The 23,566-nt window shown below is 35.7% G+C and carries 23 protein-coding genes; 8 read left to right on the top strand and 15 right to left on the bottom strand.

Features of this window, described 5'->3' with window-relative positions; translation table 11 throughout:
• The first annotated feature begins 30 nt into the window (after positions 1-30).
• Both ispG and I586_RS06420 read left to right on the top strand, forming a co-directional pair.
• Complete coding sequence (ispG, locus tag I586_RS06425) at positions 31-1,122, top strand: flavodoxin-dependent (E)-4-hydroxy-3-methylbut-2-enyl-diphosphate synthase (RefSeq protein ID WP_010765955.1); 1,092 nt, start codon at positions 31-33, stop codon at positions 1,120-1,122.
• Between the two features lie 100 nt (positions 1,123-1,222).
• The gene (locus I586_RS06420) at positions 1,223-2,185 is read left to right on the top strand and encodes a phosphoglycerate dehydrogenase (RefSeq protein WP_010765956.1); all 963 of its coding nucleotides are present in this window, start codon (positions 1,223-1,225) and stop codon (positions 2,183-2,185) included.
• Positions 2,186-2,236: 51 nt separating this feature from the next.
• On the opposite strand, the gene I586_RS06415 is transcribed toward I586_RS06420, so the two are convergent.
• Positions 2,237-3,175 carry a glycosyltransferase family 2 protein gene (locus tag I586_RS06415; RefSeq protein WP_010765957.1) on the bottom strand — a complete coding sequence of 313 codons (939 nt, stop codon included), beginning with the start codon at positions 3,173-3,175 and terminating at the stop codon, positions 2,237-2,239.
• A gap of 400 nt (positions 3,176-3,575) precedes the next feature.
• On the opposite strand from I586_RS06415, the gene I586_RS06410 reads away from it, so the two are divergent.
• A complete protein-coding gene (locus I586_RS06410; RefSeq protein WP_010765958.1) occupies positions 3,576-5,063 on the top strand; it encodes a helix-turn-helix domain-containing protein in 1,488 nt (495 codons plus the stop codon).
• Positions 5,064-5,167: 104 nt separating this feature from the next.
• On the opposite strand, the gene I586_RS06405 is transcribed toward I586_RS06410, so the two are convergent.
• From I586_RS06405 to nox, 8 genes are all read right to left on the bottom strand, one after another.
• Positions 5,168-5,479 carry a HesB/YadR/YfhF family protein gene (locus tag I586_RS06405; RefSeq protein WP_010765959.1) on the bottom strand — a complete coding sequence of 104 codons (312 nt, stop codon included), beginning with the start codon at positions 5,477-5,479 and terminating at the stop codon, positions 5,168-5,170.
• A 185-nt stretch (positions 5,480-5,664) separates the two neighbouring features.
• Positions 5,665-6,330, bottom strand: a complete 666-nt coding sequence (locus I586_RS06400; RefSeq protein ID WP_010765960.1) for a potassium channel family protein — start codon at positions 6,328-6,330, stop codon at positions 5,665-5,667.
• A gap of 162 nt (positions 6,331-6,492) precedes the next feature.
• Complete coding sequence (locus tag I586_RS06395) at positions 6,493-7,125, bottom strand: response regulator (RefSeq protein WP_010765961.1); 633 nt, start codon at positions 7,123-7,125, stop codon at positions 6,493-6,495.
• Positions 7,100-8,203 (bottom strand): sensor histidine kinase, encoded by a 1,104-nt coding sequence (locus tag I586_RS06390; protein WP_010765962.1) that lies wholly within the window; start codon positions 8,201-8,203, stop codon positions 7,100-7,102. Before I586_RS06390 ends, I586_RS06395 begins: the two co-directional genes overlap by 26 nt.
• Positions 8,200-8,931, bottom strand: coding sequence for a cell wall-active antibiotics response protein LiaF (gene liaF / locus I586_RS06385; protein ID WP_010765963.1), 732 nt, complete (start codon positions 8,929-8,931; stop codon positions 8,200-8,202). The genes I586_RS06390 and liaF overlap by 4 nt, the downstream gene beginning before the upstream one ends.
• 198 nt (positions 8,932-9,129) lie before the next feature.
• A complete protein-coding gene (gene greA, locus I586_RS06380; RefSeq protein WP_010765964.1) occupies positions 9,130-9,603 on the bottom strand; it encodes a transcription elongation factor GreA in 474 nt (157 codons plus the stop codon).
• A gap of 260 nt (positions 9,604-9,863) precedes the next feature.
• Positions 9,864-11,009, bottom strand: coding sequence for an endolytic transglycosylase MltG (gene mltG, locus I586_RS06375; RefSeq protein ID WP_425250065.1), 1,146 nt, complete (start codon positions 11,007-11,009; stop codon positions 9,864-9,866).
• Positions 11,010-11,477: 468 nt separating this feature from the next.
• Positions 11,478-12,815 (bottom strand): H2O-forming NADH oxidase, encoded by a 1,338-nt coding sequence (gene nox / locus I586_RS06370; protein WP_010765966.1) that lies wholly within the window; start codon positions 12,813-12,815, stop codon positions 11,478-11,480.
• Positions 12,816-13,022: 207 nt separating this feature from the next.
• Here nox and I586_RS06365 point away from each other — a divergent pair, with 207 nt between their 5' ends.
• Together I586_RS06365 and I586_RS06360 are read left to right on the top strand one after the other, a co-directional pair.
• A complete protein-coding gene (locus I586_RS06365) occupies positions 13,023-13,388 on the top strand; it encodes a hypothetical protein (protein WP_034701951.1) in 366 nt (121 codons plus the stop codon).
• Between the two features lie 54 nt (positions 13,389-13,442).
• Positions 13,443-13,946, top strand: coding sequence for a cupin domain-containing protein (locus tag I586_RS06360; protein ID WP_010765968.1), 504 nt, complete (start codon positions 13,443-13,445; stop codon positions 13,944-13,946).
• A 113-nt stretch (positions 13,947-14,059) separates the two neighbouring features.
• Here I586_RS06360 and I586_RS06355 read toward each other — a convergent pair whose 3' ends face one another.
• Both I586_RS06355 and I586_RS06350 read right to left on the bottom strand, forming a co-directional pair.
• A complete protein-coding gene (locus tag I586_RS06355) occupies positions 14,060-14,713 on the bottom strand; it encodes an HAD family hydrolase (protein ID WP_010765969.1) in 654 nt (217 codons plus the stop codon).
• An 88-nt stretch (positions 14,714-14,801) separates the two neighbouring features.
• The gene (locus I586_RS06350) at positions 14,802-15,671 is read right to left on the bottom strand and encodes an SPFH domain-containing protein (RefSeq protein ID WP_010765970.1); all 870 of its coding nucleotides are present in this window, start codon (positions 15,669-15,671) and stop codon (positions 14,802-14,804) included.
• 158 nt (positions 15,672-15,829) lie between these two features.
• Here I586_RS06350 and I586_RS06345 point away from each other — a divergent pair, with 158 nt between their 5' ends.
• Together I586_RS06345 and I586_RS06340 are read left to right on the top strand one after the other, a co-directional pair.
• Complete coding sequence (locus tag I586_RS06345) at positions 15,830-16,807, top strand: ring-cleaving dioxygenase (protein WP_010765971.1); 978 nt, start codon at positions 15,830-15,832, stop codon at positions 16,805-16,807.
• Positions 16,808-16,824: 17 nt separating this feature from the next.
• The gene (locus tag I586_RS06340; protein WP_010765972.1) at positions 16,825-17,445 is read left to right on the top strand and encodes a flavin reductase family protein; all 621 of its coding nucleotides are present in this window, start codon (positions 16,825-16,827) and stop codon (positions 17,443-17,445) included.
• Between the two features lie 218 nt (positions 17,446-17,663).
• On the opposite strand, the gene wecB is transcribed toward I586_RS06340, so the two are convergent.
• The 4 genes from wecB to I586_RS06320 form a co-directional block, all read right to left on the bottom strand.
• Positions 17,664-18,809, bottom strand: coding sequence for a non-hydrolyzing UDP-N-acetylglucosamine 2-epimerase (gene wecB / locus I586_RS06335; protein ID WP_010765973.1), 1,146 nt, complete (start codon positions 18,807-18,809; stop codon positions 17,664-17,666).
• Between the two features lie 15 nt (positions 18,810-18,824).
• Positions 18,825-19,316: a gamma carbonic anhydrase family protein gene (locus tag I586_RS06330; RefSeq protein WP_010765974.1), complete on the bottom strand. Its 492-nt coding sequence runs from the start codon at positions 19,314-19,316 to the stop codon at positions 18,825-18,827.
• A gap of 181 nt (positions 19,317-19,497) precedes the next feature.
• Entirely contained in the window at positions 19,498-21,264 is a 1,767-nt protein-coding gene (efrB, locus tag I586_RS06325) for a multidrug efflux ABC transporter subunit EfrB (RefSeq protein ID WP_010765975.1), read from the bottom strand.
• Positions 21,261-22,991 (bottom strand): ABC transporter ATP-binding protein, encoded by a 1,731-nt coding sequence (locus I586_RS06320; protein WP_010765976.1) that lies wholly within the window; start codon positions 22,989-22,991, stop codon positions 21,261-21,263. Before I586_RS06320 ends, efrB begins: the two co-directional genes overlap by 4 nt.
• Positions 22,992-23,184: 193 nt before the next feature.
• Here I586_RS06320 and I586_RS06315 point away from each other — a divergent pair, with 193 nt between their 5' ends.
• Positions 23,185-23,556, top strand: coding sequence for a YbaN family protein (locus I586_RS06315; RefSeq protein WP_010765977.1), 372 nt, complete (start codon positions 23,185-23,187; stop codon positions 23,554-23,556).
• The last annotated feature ends 10 nt before the right edge of the window (positions 23,557-23,566 follow it).

Below are 23,566 nucleotides of genomic sequence, written 5' to 3'. Positions count from 1 at the left end.
AATAGCACTGCAATAAGGAGAGAATACATTATGGGAGAACTAACTCATCGGAGAAATACACGTCAGGTTAAAGTTGGTGATTTAACTATTGGTGGAAGTGATGAATTATTTATTCAAAGTATGTGTACAACAAAGACACATGATGTTGAAGATACTGTAGCTCAGATCAAGCGCTTAGAAGAGGCTGGTTGCCAAATTGTTCGTGTGGCGGTTCCAGATGAACAAGCAGCCGATGCATTAGGTGCTATCAAAAAGCAAATTTCGATTCCTCTTGTTGCTGATATTCATTTTGACTATCGTTTAGCTTTGAAGGCTATTGAGCAAGGTGTGGATAAAATTCGAATCAACCCGGGAAATATTGGCCGTAAAGACCGTGTTGAAAAAGTGGTCGATGCCTGTAAAAACAAAGGAATTCCTATCAGAATCGGTGTGAATGCCGGTTCATTAGAAAAAAAATTCTTACAACAATATGGATATCCAACGGCTGAAGCTATGGTTGCAAGTGCAGTTGAACATATTAACATACTGGAAGAATTAGAATTTTACGATATTATCGTTTCTTTAAAAGCAAGTGATGTTAATTTAGCTATCGAGGCGTATACTTTGGCCTCACAAACCTTCGATTATCCGCTCCATTTAGGAATAACTGAAGCTGGAACTCAATTTTCTGGCGGAATAAAATCTGCAGCTGGTCTTGGTGCTTTACTTTCTCGCGGTATCGGTAACACATGCCGTGTCTCGCTATCTGCTGACCCTGTAGAAGAAATAAAAGTGGCAAAGGAAATTTTGAAGTCTTTTGGTTTAGCAAGTAATGCAGCTACATTGATTTCTTGTCCCACTTGCGGACGAATCGAGATTGATCTGATTCCAATTGCAAATGAAATCGAAGAATATATCGAAACAATCAAAGCACCAATCAAAGTGGCTGTTTTAGGTTGTGCAGTTAACGGACCTGGCGAAGCTCGTGAAGCAGATATCGGAATTGCAGGTGGAAATGGCAAAGGAATGCTATTTAAAAAAGGAAAAATCATTCGGACAGTTCCGGAAGAAATCATGGTTGATGCGTTAAAAAAAGAAGTTGATCTTCTTGCAGCTGCTTATGCTCGAGGCGAGAAAATATAAATGATTCCCTATACTAAAAGAGATTGAATTTGTGAATAGTTCAATCTTTTTTTGTTTGGAGTGCTTTTTTGTTACAATGGATGAGCGAGGGGGAATCAAGATGGGACAACCAATTATCTATCTTTATGAGCAATTGAAAGAGGATCAAATTGAAACGATCAGACAAAGTGCTCCTGATTATATTATTATTGATGCAAAAAGAGAATCACTACAAGTAGTTGAAGATGATATTGAAATCATGTTGGGATGGGATAAAGAAATCGGAACACGCTTATTGAACTCAGAAACAAGTCGTCTAAAATGGGTTCAATCCATTTCTGCTGGTGTAGACACGTATGATTTAGAACGTTTTTCTGAAAAAGATATTTTGCTGTCAAATGCGAGTGGGATTCATAGCATTTCAATATCCGAACATGTTTTAGGTGTCTTATTGGCCGAATTTCGTGGAATCCGAACGAGTATCAATAATCAAGCAAACACAGAATGGACAAGAGATAACATTTCGTATCAACAACTTTCATTAAAGAAAATGTTGATTGTTGGAACCGGACAAATCGGCCAACAACTTGCTCATTTCGCACAAGGTTTGGGAATGCAAACATATGGCGTCAATACTTCCGGTCATGTAACAAATGGTTTTATTGAATGTTATTCTCATAAAAATATGAGTCGTATCGTGAATGAAATGGACATCGTTGTGAATATTTTACCTTTAACTGACGAGACATTCCAAATGTACAATGAGCGAATGTTTCTTGCAATGAAACCTGGAACTGTTTTCGTAAATGTAGGCCGTGGTCCTTCTGTTAATACAGATGATCTGATTCAGGCATTAAATACTGGCCAGCTAAGTTTTGCCGCTTTAGATGTCTTTGAAGAAGAGCCCTTAGCTGAAAATAGTCCCTTGTGGGGAATGAAAAACGTATTGATCACACCCCACATCTCAGGTTTAACACCAGGTTTTAAAACCAAATTACTAACTATTTTTATGCAAAACCTTAGACAATATTGTAAAGATGGTACTTTAGCAAAAAATGAAATTGCTTTAAACAAAGGGTACTAATCTAAATAAAAAGCGAATGACTCGAACTTGCTACTATTCGAGTCATTCGTTTTATTTTTGTTGATCTTTTTCCGTTTCTTTTACAAGGTAGATTGGACGTTTTTTCGTTTCCATGAAGATTTTACCAATATATTTACCAATTATACCTAGACAAAGTAACTGCAATCCGCCCACAAATAAAATAATACAAACCATTGACGGCCAACCGCTAGTCGGATCCCCTTTAATGATCGTTCTAAAAAAGATGATAAACATTGCAACAACGGAGCCCATACATGAAAAAGCGCCAACATATGAAGCAAGATTTAGTGGTGCTTCTGAAAAATTGACGATCCCATCAATAGAGTAACTAAGTAAGCTCCAAAAAGACCATGATGTAGACCCTGCTACACGTTCTCGATTTTCATATGAAAGATATTCAGTATTAAAACCAACCCAACTAAAAATTCCTTTTGAAAAGCGATTATACTCTGTTAACTCTAAAATGGCATCTACCATTTGGCGAGTCATCAAACGAAAATCTCTAGCACCGTCCACCATCTCTGTTTCACCAATTTTATTCACTAGCTTATAAAACATTCTAGCAAAAAAGCTACGAATAGGAGGCTCGCCTTCACGATCACCTCGTCTTGTTCCAACACAATCTAATTCCTTATTGGTTTCTAGCATTTGAATCATTTTAGGTAATAGTTCCGGAGGGTCTTGTAAATCCACATCCATTACTGTTACTAAATTCCCCTTCGCTTCTTTAAGTCCAGCATATAATCCAGCTTCTTTACCAAAATTTCTAGAAAAAGAAAGATAGCGGACTTTCTCAGGATGTTCACTGTATAGTTTTCTTAACGCATTTAGCGTCTGATCTTTTGAGCCATCATTAATAAATATGTATTCAATATCCTGCTTAATTTGTGAACTAACTTTCTCTACTTCCTCAAAAAACAATGGAATTGATTCTTCTTCATTGTAACAAGGAACAATAATCGATAACATGAAATTTCCTCCAAAAAGTATTCTTTTTTGATTATAGCACATATCCGCAACCAATAATAAAAATTCTTTTTCAGTTTCCTCTATTTTTTCTTGAACATGATTTCTCTTTTCCCATCATGTTTAAAAACAAATTTATAAGATATAAATAACACATATTAAAAAAATTCATAAAGTTAATCCGCACTTATTGATATCGTTTACAAAAACAATCGTCATTTAAATTAACTTTAAAATAATTATTATTTTTTTATTTATGTTTAAATTCTAATTGAAATCTCCAAAGAAAATAGTTACTATATATATAGTAAATGATTTTTTATCTAATTATTATTTTTTTTGTGAAACATATCACTTCTAATACCATAAAAAATCATAATTAATTACAAAAGGGAGACTACATATGCTAGAAGACATTTTATTAGATGATGTTGCTCAACGTAAAATAAGTGTTTTTAATCAATTGTTGACTACAGCCAACGGTACATATAGCGTTCATTATTTTGAACAATTTACTGATTTTTCTTACGCCCGTCTGAACTCACTATTTGCTGAAATCCATGAAGATCTAATGGAAAAACAAGGACTTGAGTTGTTGAACGACCAAGGAAAAGTACATATCGATTTATCAAAGTTACGTGACATTCCATATGCTCAATTCTTATTTCGTAAAAGTTTGCCCTACAAATTTCTGCTTGCAACGATCCTAGAGAGAAATTACACTATCGAAAACTTTTGTAGAGATAACTTTATCAGCCGTGCTTCTATCATTCGTCGACTCCAACCATTGATCAATTATTTAAAAGAATTTGATATTCAACTAAATTGTTCACAACTTCAGATGACTGGAAAAGAAAATTTGATTCGGATTGTTTATTTAAACTTTTTTTGGATCGCATCTTATGGAGAAGACCTTTTTCTAGCATTGGATGAATCTAAACGAGGCTTTGACTTATTTGACCCAGAATACCATCAATGGATGACCTATATTGAACCTCGGGAATGGTATTTACTAACAACCATTTCCCAGCTAAGAATCAAAAAGAAACACTTCATTATTGAACCACCATTTAAAAAATTAATCTTTCCTAAAACAAATTTATCCTTTATAGAAAAACTCGAAAAAGCGAGGGTTCCCCAAACAATCATTGAAAGAGAAACGACTTTTCTTTCATTTATGATGTTTTACTGGAGCATTTATTTCCATGCAAATGATCCTAGAATTCATTACGTGACAGAATATATGGAAAGTGAGCAACAGCCTCTTGGTAAGATTATTGACCAATTTGAAGCGTTTTACTTACCACTATTTGCAAAAAAGAAGCTTTCAAACGATGAAAAAACCTTATTAAATACCAATATTTTTACTACGTGTCTAAACCACTTTGTTTTGAAGGATTCTCTACCTCTAGCTATTAATTTTATGGAGGGGTGTGTAAAAGAACAAAACCCTTTATATGGTCCACTTTCTAAAAAAGTTAAAACATTTTTAAATGAGCTTGTTTTGGATACTGAATACGCTTGGATAAAAAATTGTTTAGATGACTTGGTCTATATTTGTTCTTTCTTACTGCTTCCATTTTATGAACGGAGTAATCCAAAATACCAACTGAATGTGGGAATCATTTTATCGCCCAATGCCATTTTTTTACAATCTCTTTTTGATTTTTTAGAGCAGATTTCCTTTGTTTCTGTCTCCTTTGTTTCTTCGACTTCAAAAGAAGAATATGACTTTTACATAGCTGCCTCAAAACTTCTATTGCCAGATAAAATCAAACAGGAGGGGAACTTCCAAATAATCCCTTTATCTCCTGCGCTCGATTATCAAGTTGGTCTGATCGATACTTTACATAAAATATATACAACAAAATCTTCTTCTTTGACTGGATGATTTCTTTATTATATTACTGTATATGCTAACCAACGTAAAAGGGAACGAAAAAACTGTAACAGTTTTTTCGTTCCCTTTTTATAAAACAATCAGGCTTAATTGACTTATTGTTTCAAATCTTCTTTATTCTCGATAAATTTATATTTAGGTTCGTCTTTTTCATCATCATAATCTACTGATAGATCATATCCTTTAAAGAACCAATCATCTGTTTCTTCGATGAAGTAAGTGACCCCATCAATCACTTCTTTTACTAACGGTTGATCGGGCGCTTCGACAGACATGGCTATAGAAAAGCCTTCATGTACATCTGTTTTCCCATAAATTTTACCATAAAAACGAATTCCACTATCTGAAGTAACGCCTACTTCATCCTTGAACCATTGCTGTGCACGCGGCGTAATTGTTAATTTCATCTGTCATTTCCTCCTAAGTATAAAAAGCTGAATCGGCTCAACTATCTTTGATAAAAAAGAATTCTCTCACGCGTTAAACAACAAACAAATTTTATCTTTTTTCTAAATAGCTATCCCGTAAAGCTAGATATCACTCTTTTCATTTTATCACAGAGTCTGATTTACAGAGACTAAAGTGCTTGACCTTACTCATTCATTTTTTCATCTAGTAAATCCACATCATCCGTCTCACCAACAACCAGTAAATTATCATTTTCTCTGACCATCTCTTCTGCAGCAGGCGAGGCTATTACTTCTGATTTCGAACGGCGTATCGCAACAACAGTTAACCCAAAACGCTGACGGAAATTTAAGTCTCCTAACGTTTTCCCATAAAATTTAGGATTTGATACACGAACTTCTGCTAGAGAAACTTCATTCGATAACTCAATGTAATCTAATATATTTCTTGAAACCAACTTGTGTGCCACTCTGATCCCCATGTCTCGTTCTGGATGAACAACCAAATCTGCACCGATTTTGTCTAATACTCTTGCATGATATTCATTTACAGCTTTAGCTAAGACGTTTGGCACACCCATTTCTTTGACCATAAGGGTAACTAATATACTGGCTTGAATATCTTCACCTATAGCCACGACAACATGATCAAAGTTACGAATCCCTAATGAACGCAAGGTAGCCTCATCTTGTGCATTTGCCACGACTGCATGCGTTGCAATATTCATGTACTCATTAACCCGATCCTCATTACTATCGATTGCTAAAACTTCTTGACCTGACTCGATTAATGTTTGACAGATACTTCCGCCAAATCTTCCTAAACCAATAATTGCAAAATTTTGCTTCATGTTTCCTTCTCCTAGTATCAAATTTAATTTAAGTATAACAAACAGAACATTAATTGAACAGAAACAGAGATTGTCTTTTATGCCCATTATCCACATATAATGTATAAAAAAGTGGATAAGACAAACAAATTTTGTTTATCTTATCCACAACCATCGTTTTTTTTATTTTGCTAATCCATGTTGAAATGCATAGATAGCCGCCTGTGTACGGTCTTCTACATCTAATTTCGCTAAGATATTCGAGACATGGGTTTTAACCGTTTTTAACGTAATAAACAATTCATCTGCAATTTCTTGATTACTGCGTCCTTTGGCGATCAACATTAAGATTTCATGTTCACGATTCGTTAAATCTTCGTGCAAGACAGGTTCTTGTTTCTTCGTTAAGCGCTCCATCATTTTTGTTGTTACTTCAGGTTCTAAAACACGTTCTCCTCTTGAAATCGCACGAATCGCATCCGCAATTTCATGAGCGGTTGACGTCTTTAGTAAATACCCTGCCGCACCTGCTTCAATAGCTGGATAAACTTTTTCGTCGTCAATAAAGCTGGTAACAATAATGATCCGCGCTTGCGGCCAATCTTTTAAAATGGCTTTGGTTGATTCGATTCCATCCATAACATCCATGACTAAATCCATTAAGATCACATCTGGTCGCAACTCTAGCGCCTTTTCATATCCTATTTGGCCATTTTCAGCTTCTCCAACTACTTCAATATCTTCTTGAATCGATAAATATGAGGATACTCCCAGTCGTACCATTTCATGGTCATCCACTAACATTACTTTGATCACTTGTTATTTCCTCCTTTATTACAGGCACTTTGATTTCAACACTCGTTCCTTGTCCCTTAAAGCTAATGATCTTGATGATCCCGCCCATTCCAGCGACACGTTCTCGTATATTTTTCAAACCATAACTACCGGCTTTATTATCCTGCTCATTCATATCAAATCCTACACCATCGTCAACTAAACGTAATAAAACATTTTTATCGACTTGATGGAGATAGACTTCAAGTTCTTTTGCTTTAGCATGTCGAAGCGTATTTGATAATAGTTCTTGAACGATTCTAAATAAATGATCCTCAATACTATTGTTCAAATGAACATCTTCAACATCCCAAGTTAGTTCAATTTTTATTTTTGTTTGTAACTCTTTTAATAATTGCTCGATCCCTTTGCGTAAGCTTTTCCCCTCTAAGCTTACTGGACGTAAATGCAACAACAAAGCCCGCATCTCAGATTGAGAAGCGTTAATAATATCCGTCACTGTCACAAGTTGTTTACGAAACATCTCTGGTGTATCACTACGTTGTGCTTGCTCATTCAAAGCAGATAACATCATCATCGCAGCAAATAATTGTTGACTGACAGAATCATGAAGTTCTCTCGCAAGCCGATGTCGTTCAGCTTCTAAAATTTCTTCTTTGGTTTCCCCATCCATAATTTGTGGACGACTATTCAATAATTGCAATTCTTTCGACATTTCTAATAATTTCGTTCTGACTTTCAAAATATCTAGGTCGACTTCCTCAATATATTGATCGTTACTAGCATGTGGTACAGGTTTAACAATAGCTGGGCTTTCATAACTACCTCTAGCCAGTAACCTAAGTTTTTCTTCAATTCTACCATATTGAGACTTTTGCACAATAGATACAAGTAAAAATGTTGATAACCCTACCAAAAGAGAAATCAAAAGCATATGGAAAATCAAAGGAATGTAAAACACTTTCCTTTGAAGTAATTCCAGCATCCAATTCTTTTGCTTGATTGAATAAAAATATGAAAATAACGTAAGTAAAACAACGATAAATGTGCTACATGCAGCATAGATAGAAAGCATCTGTCGAGAAATTTTTCCCATCATACGCGCATCACCTCAAGGTCTCCGACTAACGTATTTGTGATGATTTTTAAACGGCGATTATTGGTATCAAAGTCATTACTATACACTTTTAATGATTCATTTTTCAGATGGTATTTTTCTTCTTCAAAGTTAACATTTCCATAGAACGTCGAATGTTCTAATGTTACAGCTACACCTAATGGGACTAATATTCTGGTTCGACCAAATCCCTTTCGAATAATAATGATACTGTCATCTTTAGGCAATAACGTGTTACCTAAATCAACAATCGTATCGCCTGATAAGACATCAATATTGATGTCATCCCACTCATACACATTATTACCGATACGTTCATTCGCAAACCAAGGACGTTTAAAACGACGGCCACTTTTTGGCTCAACATTGGTTGTTTCAACCATGATCATTTGTTTCTTTCTCCATGGTGCTCGTTGGGTGATATCAACACCAGCGATTTCTACACCCTTTAACCCAATAAATAGAACGCCAAAGACTAACATCAACCAAAATGCTGGACTATTCATTACACCAATCAAAATTAAAATGATACCTAGTACTAATTGAAAGTTATTAAAGCTAGTGCGATGAACCTTTTTAAGTGCATAAATAGTGCTTAAGATACCCAGTACTAATACAACTGCTAAGCCTGGGTTATGTATAATTTGCCATAGGGCTAGTATAAAAAGCAATGATTCTACTACGATAAAAAAACGCCATGGGTTATTCATGATAATCCCCCTTCCTATGAAATTAGTATACCTTGATTTCCATATTAATGTTAGTTGCTAAAGCCCCATTTTACCATAGGACTTTAGCCCTAACTTTCTGAAACTAAACCACAAGTTTACCGTGACTTATTCAGGTTTAAAGGGCCAGTCAAAACTGATAACAGCTCTGGCCCGCCCTTTGTTCTATTGATTGTTTTATTAGCCAACTTTTGTGATTCTAACTTGCATATCGCCACCTGGCGTTGCAATTGCAACTTGATCGTTCAATTTTTTACCAATCAAAGCTTGTGCAATTGGTGAGTCATTTGAAATTTTACCAGAAAATGGATCTGCCTCTGCACTACCTACAATAGTGTATTCTTCTTCATCACCATCTGGTAATTCAATAAATGATACTGTTTTTCCGATTGAAACTTCATCAGAATCAACACCGTTATTATCAATGATTTGTGCAAAACGAATCATATTTTCTAATGTCGTGATTTTCCCTTCAACAAAGGCTTGTTCATCTTTCGCTGACTCATACTCAGAGTTTTCTGATAAATCTCCGAAGCTTCTTGCAATCTTTATACGCTCAACGATTTCTTTTCGTTTAACTGTTTTTAGTTCTTCTAATTCTTGTTCTAATTTTTCTTTACCTTCAAGTGTCATAGGAAATACTTTTTCTACCATGTTAATTTCTCCTTCTTAACTTACTACAATGTTTTATTTTATTTTCGTTGAAAAATTCCGCTTTCAATCCACAAAAGAGTACCACTCTTTAAGCAAATTGTAAATAATATTCACTTAATTTTTATAAATCTACTAGAATTTCTTTCTGATTGGGCGTTCTTTCAACCTTTCTTTCTTGCTCCACTTTGCAAAGGCGGAGTAAAGCGAAACGAGCCGCCTAATTAAAGGTTGGCTCGTAATATAATACGCAAACTAAAAAGCTATTCACTTTTTTCAGTTTCTGTTTTATTGACATATTTTTCAACAAATTCTTGATGTTGCTCATATGTTTCAGCAAAATAAACATTTCCTGTCGAAATATCTGCAACAAAGTAAAGATAATTATTAGGTGTTGGATTTAAAACTGCGTTGATTGATTGTTCACTTGGACTATCAAATGGGCCTGGTCCATAACCTGTATTTTTATAAAGATTATAAGGTGAATCCACTTCTAAATCTTTGTAGGTTACTAATTCTTTATGTTCTCCTAGAGCGTAAAGAATTGAAATATCTGATTGTAATGGCATATTAGCTGCAATTCGGTTAAAGAACACTTGCGCAATTTTCTTGCGATCCTCTTCTTTTACGCCTTCTTTTTCAACTAATGATGCTAAGGTCAATACTTGCTGGATCGTCATACCTTTTGCATGGACCATTGGAATGAATGGCTCAATGACACTATTACTCTTTGCTATCATTTGATCAACAAAGTCTTCTAATTTTGCATCTTTGTAATAATCATACGTAGCTGGGAATAAGTAGCCTTCTAATCGGTAGCGTACAGCTTGCGCTTCTGCAGCACTTCCTAATAATTCTGGATACTTCTCTTTCATCGTGTCGAAGAACGCTTGATTGTTCATCAATGCGACAAATTGATCTTTCTTGAAATCTGTATTTTTTTCGATTGCATCTCCGATTTTATCAATATCAAAACCTTCTGGAATTGTTACTTTTCCATCTGCGAGTTGAGTCGGCTCAGCCGTTCCACCTTCTCGTAACAATGATCCAATTTCATCTAATGTCATATCTGGTGACATTTGATAATAACCTGCCTGAAAATCGGTCAAGTTTTTAAATTTAGCATAATAATTGAAGACCATTCCACTTTTGATAACTTTGCTGTCTTCTAAAATATTTGCAATCCGCTTATTAGATGAGTCTTCCGGGATGTGTACTTGCACTAATTTGGTATTTTTTTTATCAAGTGGTTGTAATCCCGCATCGACATACTTATAAAATGTAAAACCAAAAATGGCAATGACCAAAATCAGTACTGATGCAACGATTAATACGATTCGACTCACGATACGGTCTTCTTTTTTTCTAGTACGTTTATTATCATTCTCTACTTTAGGCTTCTGAATCATTTCAGAATGTTGTTCTTGCTGCTCATCTAATGGCTCTGAACGTCTTGTGTGATGCTCTGCACTACGAGATCCTACTGGTTCTGTGTCCTCTATCTTTAGTGGCTCTTCTTGATTATTGGACTGAGAACGGTATGTTCTATCATAATCTGCTTCGTTATGCTGTGATAAGTTCTGAGCATTGTATTCAGAAGAAGCTGAATCATCATTTCCAATCTCTTCTCCTCGCAAAGAACGCAAGACTTGATCTTTAAACGAAGACTGGGAATGATCTTGATTATTTTGGTTATCTTCTGCCAAAACAAATCCTCCTTACTTTCTATGTATCTTCTTTAACTTTTACCATTATACATGAAAGCTTTTTAAATTTAAACTTTTTTAGAGAAAAGTCACTAACTTGTAAGATTTGTTTTATAATTAAAAAATGGAAAAGACTGAGAAACAAAGCCCTCAGTCTGTTATTTTCTATAATTATTCAGCGCTAAGTGCAGCCATTGTAATATAGTTATACGGCTGATTAAAATGTGGTAAAAAGAAAATATCTAGTAATTTTAGTTTATCAATAGTCACTTTTTCTTCAATTGCCAAAGAGAACATATGGATTCCCATCGAAATATCTTCATACGAAGCCATCTGTGCTCCAACGATACGGCGAGAATCTGCTTCATACACAATTCTGATTTTTACTTTGTTATTATCTTTCATGAAACCAGGTTTTTGTAAATCTTCAAATTCCGTGTATTTTATATTCAATCCAATTTTTTCAGATTCTTGAACCGTTAATCCTGTAGAAACCATGTGATAGCCAAAAATTGAAATTCCATTTGAACCTTGAACACCGATCGACTCTAAAGAAGTGCCACCAATATTATGAGCTGCAACAATTCCTGAACGAACTGCATTGGTTGCTAACGCTATATACGTTGTTTGCTGTACAGCATTTGAGAAAATTGTTGCACAATCGCCAACTGCATAAACACTAGGATCACTTGTTTGTTGATGAAGATCTACTAAATAAGCACCATTTGCGAATAGTTCTAAATGATCTTTTCCTAACCCATTATTTGGTCTAAAACCAATTGCATTGATAACCAAATCAACAGCATATTCTCCTTGGTCCGTTACAATCGATTCTACTTTTTCGTTTCCTTTGTATTCTTTTGCCAGCTCGCCATAATGTAACTCAATACCATTATCCGCTAAGACCTTGTCCATATCATCTGTAAACCATTTGTCATAGTAATTAGGTAAACATCTCTGAGCTGCGTCGAATAATAGTACATTTTTACCACGACGTTTCGCCGCTTCAGCAATTTCAACACCAATATAGCCCGCACCGATGACCGCAACTGTTTTAACTTCTTCTCTCGCCATAGCCGCATCAACTGTTTGTCCATCTTGGAATAATTTCAGAAACTCCACATTTTTCAAATCTCTTCCTGGAATTTCTGGATTAATCGGAGCTGAGCCTGTAGCTAAAATCAGTTTGTCATAACTTTCAGTAACTGCTTCTCCATTGTGCTTTTTACAATATACGATTTTTTCGTTAAAATCAATTCGTTCTACCGTTGTTTCCATGTATATCTTAGCACCTTTTGCTTCAAAAGCTTCTTTATTCGTATAAAATAAATTCTCATACGATTCGATTTGGCGTCCTACCCATAGCGCTGTCCCGCAACCAAGGTAGCTAAGATTTGTATTTCGGTCGATCATAACAACTTCTTGATCAGGATACGTATCCAATAATGTGTTTGCAGCGGCAATTCCTGCGTGATTTGCACCGACAATAACTGTTTTTGTTTTGCTCATAAGACTCTCCTTCATGTGATTTATTGAACTTAATTATAACGTAAGAAAAGGCTTTCTTTTCTCAATTTATAAGTATTTCGTTAAAATATTTGAGAATTCCTCATCGTTCTCACTAAAATCTCCTCGTTTTTAAGCGTTTAGCCATTTATAGATTTATTTCCAATATAATAACAGTTAAAATAAACTTAATGAAAGGGGTATATCCAATTGCTGAACATGAAAAAGGTTATTTTAGGTATTTTAATAGGCTCCATGGTTTTATTTTTAAATGCATGTAGTTCAACATCAGTCAACGAAAAAACGGAACCACCTCTGTCCAACGTGTCAGAAGAAACAAATGAGCCTTCCCAAAAGGAATTGAAGGAAATTTTAGAAAACACGATCCCTAGTCTAGACGATCATTTTGAAACAAATGAGGCGGGTTTAGAAGCCTTTGTTAGACAGGTTGAGGAATTCCCACCTTTAGTTGATCTGTCCATGATTGACGTAATCAGAGAAAGAGGGATGTACTATTTTTCTGAAGACCAAATGAATCGTTTGAATAGCGCTTTAGATGAAACAACAGCTATGTAATCTCGTGATAGAAACGTACACTTAAACAATTATTTTATTTTTGGAGGGGTAGTTATGGAAAAAAATCAACATTATTGGATCGAACAGCTTGCGTTAGAACCACATCCTGAAGGGGGCTATTTCAAACAAGTTTTATGTTCTGAGCAATCGCTAGACATATCTGCTAAGAAAAGACGTCCTTACTACACAAGTATTTATTTTCTATTAACCAAAGGGAGTCCTTCTCACTTTCATCGTTTGTCTTCTGATGAAGTATGGTATTTTCATGCTGGTTCAGCTTTAACTATTCATTTGTTGCATCAAAATGGGCAGTATGAAACGATCCAATTGGGGACTAATATCGAAAAAGGCGAAGTGCTACAAGCCGTGGTACCCCAAAATGTGATTTTCGGCTCTAGTGTTGAAGGGGATGGCGAATTTTCTTTAGTTAGTTGCATGGTTTCTCCTGGGTTTGACTACCAAGATTTTGAATTGTTTACTAAAAAGCAGTTAACTTTACACTATCCAGATCAAACAAAGATCATTGAACAATTAGCTTATGAGCAGCTACCTGAATGACATGCTAAAAAAGGTTGGGGCAAAAGTGTTTAACTCCAAGAAATAAAAAGTCATCAAATACTAAGAGCCTGAAACATGACTAAAAAAGTTATGTTTCAGGCTCTTTTTTTTATTTATCTTTTTACAATAATGTCTTCGATATTTTTCGGAGTTCGAGCAATAAAATCGGCTCCTGCTTGCTCTAATTCTGTTTGATCTCCAAACCCATACAAGACTCCGATACTCGCTAACTTATTTTCTTTTGCCCCGATTATATCATGGCTACGATCACCTATCATTACGGTTTCATGCAAATCAGTAATGTTAGCCGACTTTAGTGCATAATGAATGACGTCCCCTTTTTTTGAACGAACACCATCTAAACTAGCGCCGTAGATTCCAGTAAAGTAATGATCCAGTTTAAAATGTGTTAAGATTTGTTTAGCGTATATTTCTGGTTTAGATGTTGCGATATATAAAGCACACTCCGCTTGTTTCAAGCTAGTCAGTAATGCTGGAATGCCTTCATATATATGATTTTCATACATTCCTTTAGCTTGGTAATATTCGCGGTAATAGCTCACAGCTTGTTCTGTTTCCGTCTCTCCTAATTGATACAACTGTTTAAATGTATCATTCAATGGCGGTCCAATGAATGAATATAATTCAGATTGCGCTGGTACGTTTAAATTCATTTTTTCTAAAGCATAGATCACAGAATGAATGATTCCTTCACCAGAATCTGTGATCGTTCCATCTAAGTCAAATAATACCATGTTATATTGCATAGGATGCTCTCTTTCTTTTTCAATTTCTAGATTTGTTTAAAACTTGAGACCAAAACCTAAACGTAAGCTTCAAGCTCTCCTCTTCATACTAGCGTTCGTGAACTTCTCCAGTATTGATTACGGGCTGCGTTCCTTTGTCTGTAATAATCGATACTAGAAGATTGTTTATCAATTGTACTTTTCGATCGTCAGTAAAATTTATTTCTTGTCCATCTTCTATTTGTTCTAACGCCATTTGTGTCATAGAAACCGCACCTTCAACAATAATTTGTCTTGCAGAAAGAATGGCTTTCGCTTGTTGTCGTTGTAGCATTGCACTAGCAATTTCTGTCGCATAAGCTAAGTGATTCAAGCGCGTTTCAATCACTTCAACACCTGCAACGGATAAACGATCTTGTAATTCTTTTGCCATTTCTTCTGAAACTTCTGTTGTATTTCCACGTAACGTTAAATCATCATCATTGAATGTATCATAAGGGTATTGTGTTGCAATATGACGTATTGCTGTTTCGCTTTGAATTTCGATAAAATCTTGGTAGCGATCAACATCGAACAGCGCTTTTGCTGTGTCGACTACTTTGAACACGACAACAGCAGAAATCTCAACTGGATTTCCATCAGAATCATTTACTTTCAATAATGAGCTATTAAAGTTCCGTACTTTTAATGACACATTGATTTTTTGAGTTAAAGGAGTTGTCACAAATAGACCATTATCCTTGATCGTTCCTAAATATTGTCCAAAAAAGAGGATTGCTTTTGCTTGATTTGGACTAACAATTGTTAAAGAACTTAAAAATAAAGCCGAAATCACCCATAGTACCAAGCCAATCGTAAACAGTCCGAAGCTTTCGTTTGTCACACCAAAATAAAGGCAATAGCCTCCAATCCCAATCAAAATAACCAACACAACTAACGCCACATAGCCGTTAACATGAAACGTCTTTTTTTCTTCCATGAAATTCTCCTTCTTTCCCAGTTATTATCACTATAGTACTCCTCTTTATCTTTTCCATCAATAGTTAGGAAAAGATAAAAGAGTTGCTTAATTATTAGTTTAGATGTAAACTTACTTTTAGTAAGTAAACAAACATTAAATTTAGGAGGTTTTATATTATGGATTCAAACATTCATGGAATTCACCATGTTACAGCAATGACATCAAGTGCAGAAAAAATCTACCGCTTTTTTACAGATACTTTAGGGTTACGTTTGATCAAAAAAACAGTCAATCAAGATGATATCCAAACCTATCATTTATTTTTCGCTGATGACCTAGGTTCTGCCGGAACGGATATGACCTTTTTCGATTTCCCTGGTTTACCACAAGGCAGTAAAGGAACAAATTCTATTTCTCGTACCTCTTTCCGCGTTAAACATGATGATTCTTTAGTTTATTGGACTGATCGGTTTAATGAACATCAAATCAACCACGGAGAAATCAAAGAACGTTTTGGCAAAAAGTATCTTGAATTTGAAGATTTTGACAAGCAACAATATCAATTGATTTCTGATGAACATAATCATGGAGTAGCTGCTGGGGAACCGTGGAAAAACGCTAACGTCCCTGCTGAGCATGCTTTAATTGGCTTAGGTCCAGTTTTTGTGACTGTAGCAAATTTTGAACATATGCAACGCGTATTAGTGGAAGTATTGAACTTTAAACTCGTTGATGCACAAGGGAGTTTCCATTTATTTGAAGTTGGTGACGGAGGAAATGGCGCAAGCATTATTGTCGAGCATCGTGAGGACTTGCCGGATGCACAAGAAGGTTTTGGAAATGTTCACCATTTGGCTTTACGTGTAACGGACCAAGAGGCTTTACGTTTTTGGATCGATAAAATCAATCGGCTTCAATTTCCTAATTCAGGTTTTGTTGAACGTTTTTATTTCAAATCTGATTATTTTAGAGCGGCACCACATATTTTATTTGAATTAGCAACTGATGGTCCTGGTTTCTTAGAAGACGAAACCTATGAAGCGGCAGGTGAAAAGTTGTCCTTGCCACCATTTTTAGAAGGAAAAAGAAAAGAAATCGAAGCGTTTGTTCGTCCGTTTGATACTTCTGATGCAAATAAATCAAGATCACACTAAAGAAATGGAGACATCCTATGTTGCATTATCCAGCTAAATCTCTATCCGCTAAACAATCCTATAAATTTTTATCTGGCAGCATTATACCTCGCCCAATTGCGTGGGTAACAACATTGAACCTAGAACTTAGCGTTGTCAATGCTGCACCGTTCAGTTTTTTTAATGCCGCAGCTTCTGATATTCCATTGGTCACATTATCGATTCTTAGACGTAATGGGCAAATAAAAGATACGGCTAAAAATATTATTGAGACGAAAGAACTGGTTATCCACTTAGTGAATGATGACGTAATTGAATCGATGAACCAAACAGCCGCCTCTTTAACATCGGATCAAAGTGAAATCAGGATCAATGAAATAGAAACAATTGCGAGTAAGTCTGTTGTAGTACCTGGCATTAAAAAAGCACCTATTCGAATGGAAGCACAGCTCCATCAATATGTTCCAATCAAGAATCATGAAGGACAGATCATAACAGACTTGTTTGTTGTTGAAATAACAGACTTCTATTTTGACCAAGATATTTTTGATGAAGAAAATGAGTACATTTTACCAGAAGTATTCAATCCAATTGCTCGATTAGCTGGTAATACCTACGCTCATATAGAGGGGCTTTTTGATTTGAAAAGACCCCAATAAAAGAGGCTGGGACTGAAGTGTTTAACTCCGATCTTCGAAGCATCGAGGACCATTTGTTCCTACCGTCTATTCGAATACTAGGTGTCTGGGATATAACTCGCAGAGTTATATCCCAGACACCTTTATTCTTCCATTTACCTTTAAAAATACACTCTCTTCATTTCTTTTCTTATAGACCAAGACGAATAGTTACGTAATTTTTTTGAAGATACACTGATTTATTGCTGAAAAGATGACGGTAAATCTGTTGTTTGTTGAAACTCATAAGCAATCGACTCAACGATTCGTTGGCTCGCTTTTCCATCCCCATATGGATTTTGAGCATGGGCCATTTTCTTATATGCTGTTTCATCTGATAAAAGTTCCTTCATTGATGTATAAACTGTTTTTTCATCCGTTCCGACTAATTTTAAAGTTCCAGCCTTAATTCCTTCTGGTCGTTCAGTCGTATCTCTCAATACTAAAACAGGCACACCTAACGATGGCGCTTCTTCTTGGACTCCACCAGAATCAGTTAAAATCAAATAACTTCTCGCTGCAAAATTTTGAAAATCTTCTACATCCAACGGTTCAATTAAATGAACTCGGTCAATATCTGCTAAGTATTCTTTAGCAACTTGACGTACTTTGGGATTTTTATGCATGGGGAAGATCACTTCGATATCTTCTGTTTCTTCAACCATTTGGCGCACTGCTTTGAAAACGTCCTCCATCGGTTTACCTAAATTTTCTCTTCGATGCATTGTTAATAATACTAAACGGTGTCCTTCAGTGATATTGTCCAAAACCTTATTTTTATATTCTTTATCGATCGTATAGTTCATTGCATCGATTGCAGTATTTCCGGTTACATAAATATGGTCTTCCTCTCGATGTTCTTTCAGCAAATTCTCTTTGCTCTCCAATGTTGGGGCAAAATAAATATCTGCTAACCCATCAACAAGTTGGCGATTTAATTCTTCTGGAAACGGCGAGTATTTTTCCCATGTTCGTAAGCCCGCTTCAACATGTCCAATTGGAATTTGTTGATAAAAGGCCGCTAAAGCTGCTGCAAAAGATGTTGTCGTATCCCCATGAACCAACACGATGTCCGGCTTTTCATTTTCCAATACTTCAGTCAGCTTTGTCAGAACTGCACTTGTGATATCTGCTAATGTTTGACCAGCTTTCATGATATCCAAATCATGATTCGGTATTATCTGGAAATCTACAAGAACTTGGTCTAACATTTGTCGATGTTGAGCAGAAACGGTCACAATGGAATCAAATTTTTCTGGATACTTGGCTAATTCTTTGATTAATGGAGCCATTTTAATTGCCTCGGGTCTAGTGCCAAAAACCGTCATCACTTTGATTTTTTTCATACTCTACTCTTCCTCTCAAGTTAACCGCGGATACATTTCCGCTGCAAATTTTTTAGATAATTCAATATAATGTTGTGCATTTTCTCTATTTTTAAGAAGTTCTTGTCGTGTTAAGGGACGAATGACTTTAGCTGGTCGCCCAAATGCTAAAACATTCTCTGGAATTTCTGTTCCTTCCGTCACTAAAGAACCTGCTCCGATCAGACTGTTCTTTCCAATCTTTGCGTGATTTAAAATTGTTGACCCCATGCCGATTAAAGCACCATTTTCCACTGTACACCCATGCAGCATGCACTGATGACCGATCGTAACATTTTCGCCAATCAAGACAGGTGCATCCTTATCGACATGAATGATTGTGCCATCTTGTACATTACTACCCGCATTGATCGTAATCGAGTTATTGTCGCCTCTTAATACAGTCTGAAACCAAATGCTCGTATCTTTTGCTAATATAACATCTCCGTATACATCGGCACTTGCTGCAATATAATACTCTTTAGTCACATTATCCACCCCATTTTATATACTAAGTATACCAAATTATACTAAATTAAACCGTCAAAAAAAACCAGAATAAAAAGACAAAAAAGTGATTGAGATAAGACATGAAACGTCTTATCTCAATCACTTAAAATACAAGTAAGCAATGAATCAATAGTATTTAGCACTATGACATCCTACTTTATTAATCATAGTCTCCATCTTCAGCAAATTGGCTATTATATAATTTTTCATAAAAACCGCCTTGCTCTAATAATTCATTATGTGTTCCTTTTTCAATGATTTCCCCTTGATTCATTACAAGGATCAAATCAGCTTCACGGATTGTCGACAAACGGTGAGCAATCACAAAGCTGGTGCGCCCTTCCATCACTCGTTCCATTGCTTTTTGAATCAATGCTTCTAAACGAGTATCAACAGAACTTGTCGCTTCATCTAAAATCAAGATTCTTGGATCCGAAATTACGGCTCTAGCAATCGTCAACAATTGTTTTTGGCCTAAAGAAACGTTGTCTCCTTCAGAATTGATTTCCATTTCATATCCATCTGGCATCGTACGAATAAAATGATCGACATTCGCTGTTTTAGCAGCATCGACAACTTCATAATCTGTGGCGTCCAATTTACCAAAACGAATATTATCAGCAATCGTGCCTTCATACAACCAAGCGTCTTGCAACACCATACCGAAAACAGAACGAACATCACTACGATCCATTTTCTTTGTGTCGATCCCATCGATTTTGATCGCCCCTTCATTAACATCGTAAAAACGCATTAATAAATTGATCAAAGTTGTTTTCCCAGCACCAGTTGGACCCACGATCGCAACTGTTTGGCCTGCTTTTACTTCAAAGTTTAAGTTTCTGATCAATGGTTTTGCAGGATCATAACTAAAGCTAACATTATCAAATTGAACAGAGCCTTGGACATTTTCTGGTAACGGAATATTCTGTGCGTTCAATTCTTCTTCTGGTTCATCAAGAATTTCAAACACACGTGTTGTTGCAGCAGATGCACTTTGCAATGCAGCTGAAAGTTGTGTGATATTCCCCATTGGTTGACTAATTTGCCAAATGTATTGAATAAAAGCTTGTAATTGACCAACCACAATAGCGCCTGTAATTACATAGTAACTACCTAAAACAGCCATTCCAATATATGTTCCATAAGCCGTCATTTGTACAAGCGGCAACATCAATCCTGAAATGAATGTTGCTTTAAATCCAAAACTATTTAGGTTGTGATTGACTTTTTTAAAGCCTTGTAATGTTTCTGACTCACGGCCATACAGTTTCAAAACACTAAAACCAGTCATATTTTCTTGGACATATCCATTTAAATTTCCAAGTGCATTTTGCATCCCTTGGAAATATTTTTGTGAAATCCCAACAATTGTTTTTGAAATAAATAATGATAAAGGAATCATTATAATTGAAATCAACGCCATAAGCCAGTTGATATAAAACATCATAACTACAGCCATTACGATACCTAAGATAGCTGAGACGATATTGATAAAGCTTTGTTGCATTGCATTACTCACAGCGTCAACATCATTCGTTACACGAGATAAAATATTTCCTTGTTGATTCTTATCAAAATAAGAAACAGGTAAACGATTGATTTTTTCATCGATATCTCGACGCAAATCTCGCATTGAATGTTGAACAACAGCTGCCATTAAATAGCCTGACAAAAATTGTGCTGCACAATAACCTAATCCAACAATCAAAATCCAAATTAGGCATTGAATAATGTATGAATAGTTCAAGCCTGTCCCTTCAGCAACATTTTTGCTGATTTCAGTGATCGGCAATCCAGAAACATACGGCATTGCCGCATTAAAAGCAACGGTCAAAACAGTAAAAATAATCACTAAAATAAAAGTGCCTTTGTAAGGATTGATGTATCTACCTAAACGTCTAATAGAAGAGAGTGCGTTTTTCATGCTAATTCCTCCTCAGACAATTGAGAAGCAGCAATATCATAATAGATAGGGCAATTCTCAAGTAATTCACGATGGGTACCGATGCCAACGACATCCCCTTCATTTAAAACTACGATCTTATCTGCATGCATGATCGTTCCTACACGTTGTGCGACGATCAGCACAGTAGATTCTGTTGTTTCCTTTTTCAAACGGGCTCTTAAATTAGCATCTGTTTGATAATCTAATGCTGAAAAACTATCGTCAAAGATATAGACCTCAGGACGACGAATCACTGCTCTAGCAATAGCCAAACGTTGTTTTTGGCCACCTGAGAAGTTTGTTCCACCTTCTGAAAGAAGTTCATCGTACCCATCAGGTTTTTGTGAGATGAACTCTGTCGCCTGTGCAATATCTGCAGCCAATTCCATTTCCTCGACTGTTGCATCTTCTTTACCGTAGCGCATATTTTCTGCGATTGTTCCTGTAAATAGCAATGCCTTTTGCGGGATATAACCGATTTTGTTGCGTAAAGCACTTAATTTATAGTCACGCACATCTACACCATCAAGCAATACTTCGCCTTCTGAGACATCGTAAAAGCGTGGGATCAATTGAATCAAGGTTGATTTTCCACTTCCGGTACTACCGATAAATGCCACTGTTTCACCTGGTGATGCTGTAAAACTAACATTACGAATCACTGGACTTTCTGAATGCCCAGGATAAGCGAACGTTACATTTTTAAATTCTAAATAGCCTTTTGTTTTTGTTTCTGTAATACCCGCTTCATTTTCACGGATCACAGGTTCCATATCAAACGCTTCTTGAATACGACGAGCTGAAACTGCCGCACGAGGATACATCATAAAGACACTTGCAAATAACATAAATGAGAACAATGCATGGAAAATATATTCAATAAAAGCAATTAAATCCCCAACTAATAAACTACCTTGATCGATCTGAAGAGCGCCATTCCAAATAATCAATACCATGACGATATTAAATAGGAAGAAAAAACCTGGTTGTGCTGCTGCCATCAAACGGAAAAGGCTTTTTGAACTCTTAGTGTAGTCTTCATTGACTTTATTAAAACGACTTTCTTCAAACTTTTCATTTACAAACGCACGAATTACGCGTAAACCAGAAAGATTTTCACGTAAAATCCCATTGATTCCGTCTAAGTTTTTTTGTTGCTTATTCGATAACGGCTCAGATACTTTCGCGATTAAGACGACCGCTGCCAATAGAAACGGTAAAGCGCCTAAAACAAACCAACCTAAGGACGGGCTTGTACGCATAACCATATATAAACTGACAAAAAACATCATAGGCGTCATGAAACCAATACGTAAAATATTCCCCATAAACAACATGATTTGATACGCATCATTGGTTGTTCTTGTAATCAAAGAGGATACACCGATCGTTTCATATTCACGATGGGAAAAAGTCTGTACTTTTTCAAATAAATCATCTCGAATATCACGAACAATGTTTGTTGTCATACGTGCGCCAAAATAACCTAACATGATATTCATCGCCACACCGACAACTGTGATTCCAATCATCAAGAGCCCTTGTTGTTTTACATAGTCATAATCATTGTTCTTGATCCCAACATCGATCATTCGTGCCAAAATCGTTGGTAATCCTAGTTCTATCAATATAAATCCAAATACACAAATGAAATCTAAAAACAATAATTTTTTGTATCTCATTGTGTAACGCCACATCAATTTCAATCAATCATCTCCTATTCCAATTTTTGACCCAGTGCTTCCACTATAGCATAAAACCAACAGCAAGGTAAATGATATTTATACGAAAACCGAGCACTTTTTCATTGAATAATAAACTAGACCATTTTTACTATGGTATAATGATATTTACTTTATTTTTTCTACTAAACTCTTATGAAAGTGATGGATCGAAGCAATGAAAAAAATACTCTATATGTCTTTAGGTTGTCTCACCTTTGGTCTAGGAACATTAGGCATTTTCCTTCCTATTTTACCTACAGCGATTTTTTATCTTTTGACAGCATTTTTTTGGATGCGAAGCTCTGACTATTTGTATACACGATTTATAAAATCGACTTACTATCAAAAATACATTCAAGAAACGATTGTTGAAAAAAGAATTACACTACTTGGACGTGTAAAGCTATTTACAAGTTTATTTTTGATTTTTGCGATTCCTTGTATTATTGTTCGTAACCCATTGATGACGACCACCTTGACTATTGTATATATAGCCCATCTAATTGGATTGAATCTTTATTTCAATAGAAAGAAGGACATTCTTTAACACTACCTAC

The sequence above is a fragment of the Enterococcus moraviensis ATCC BAA-383 genome, assembly GCF_000407445.1.
Classification (GTDB): domain Bacteria; phylum Bacillota; class Bacilli; order Lactobacillales; family Enterococcaceae; genus Enterococcus_L; species Enterococcus_L moraviensis.
This window is presented reverse-complemented; position numbering and strand designations above follow the sequence as displayed.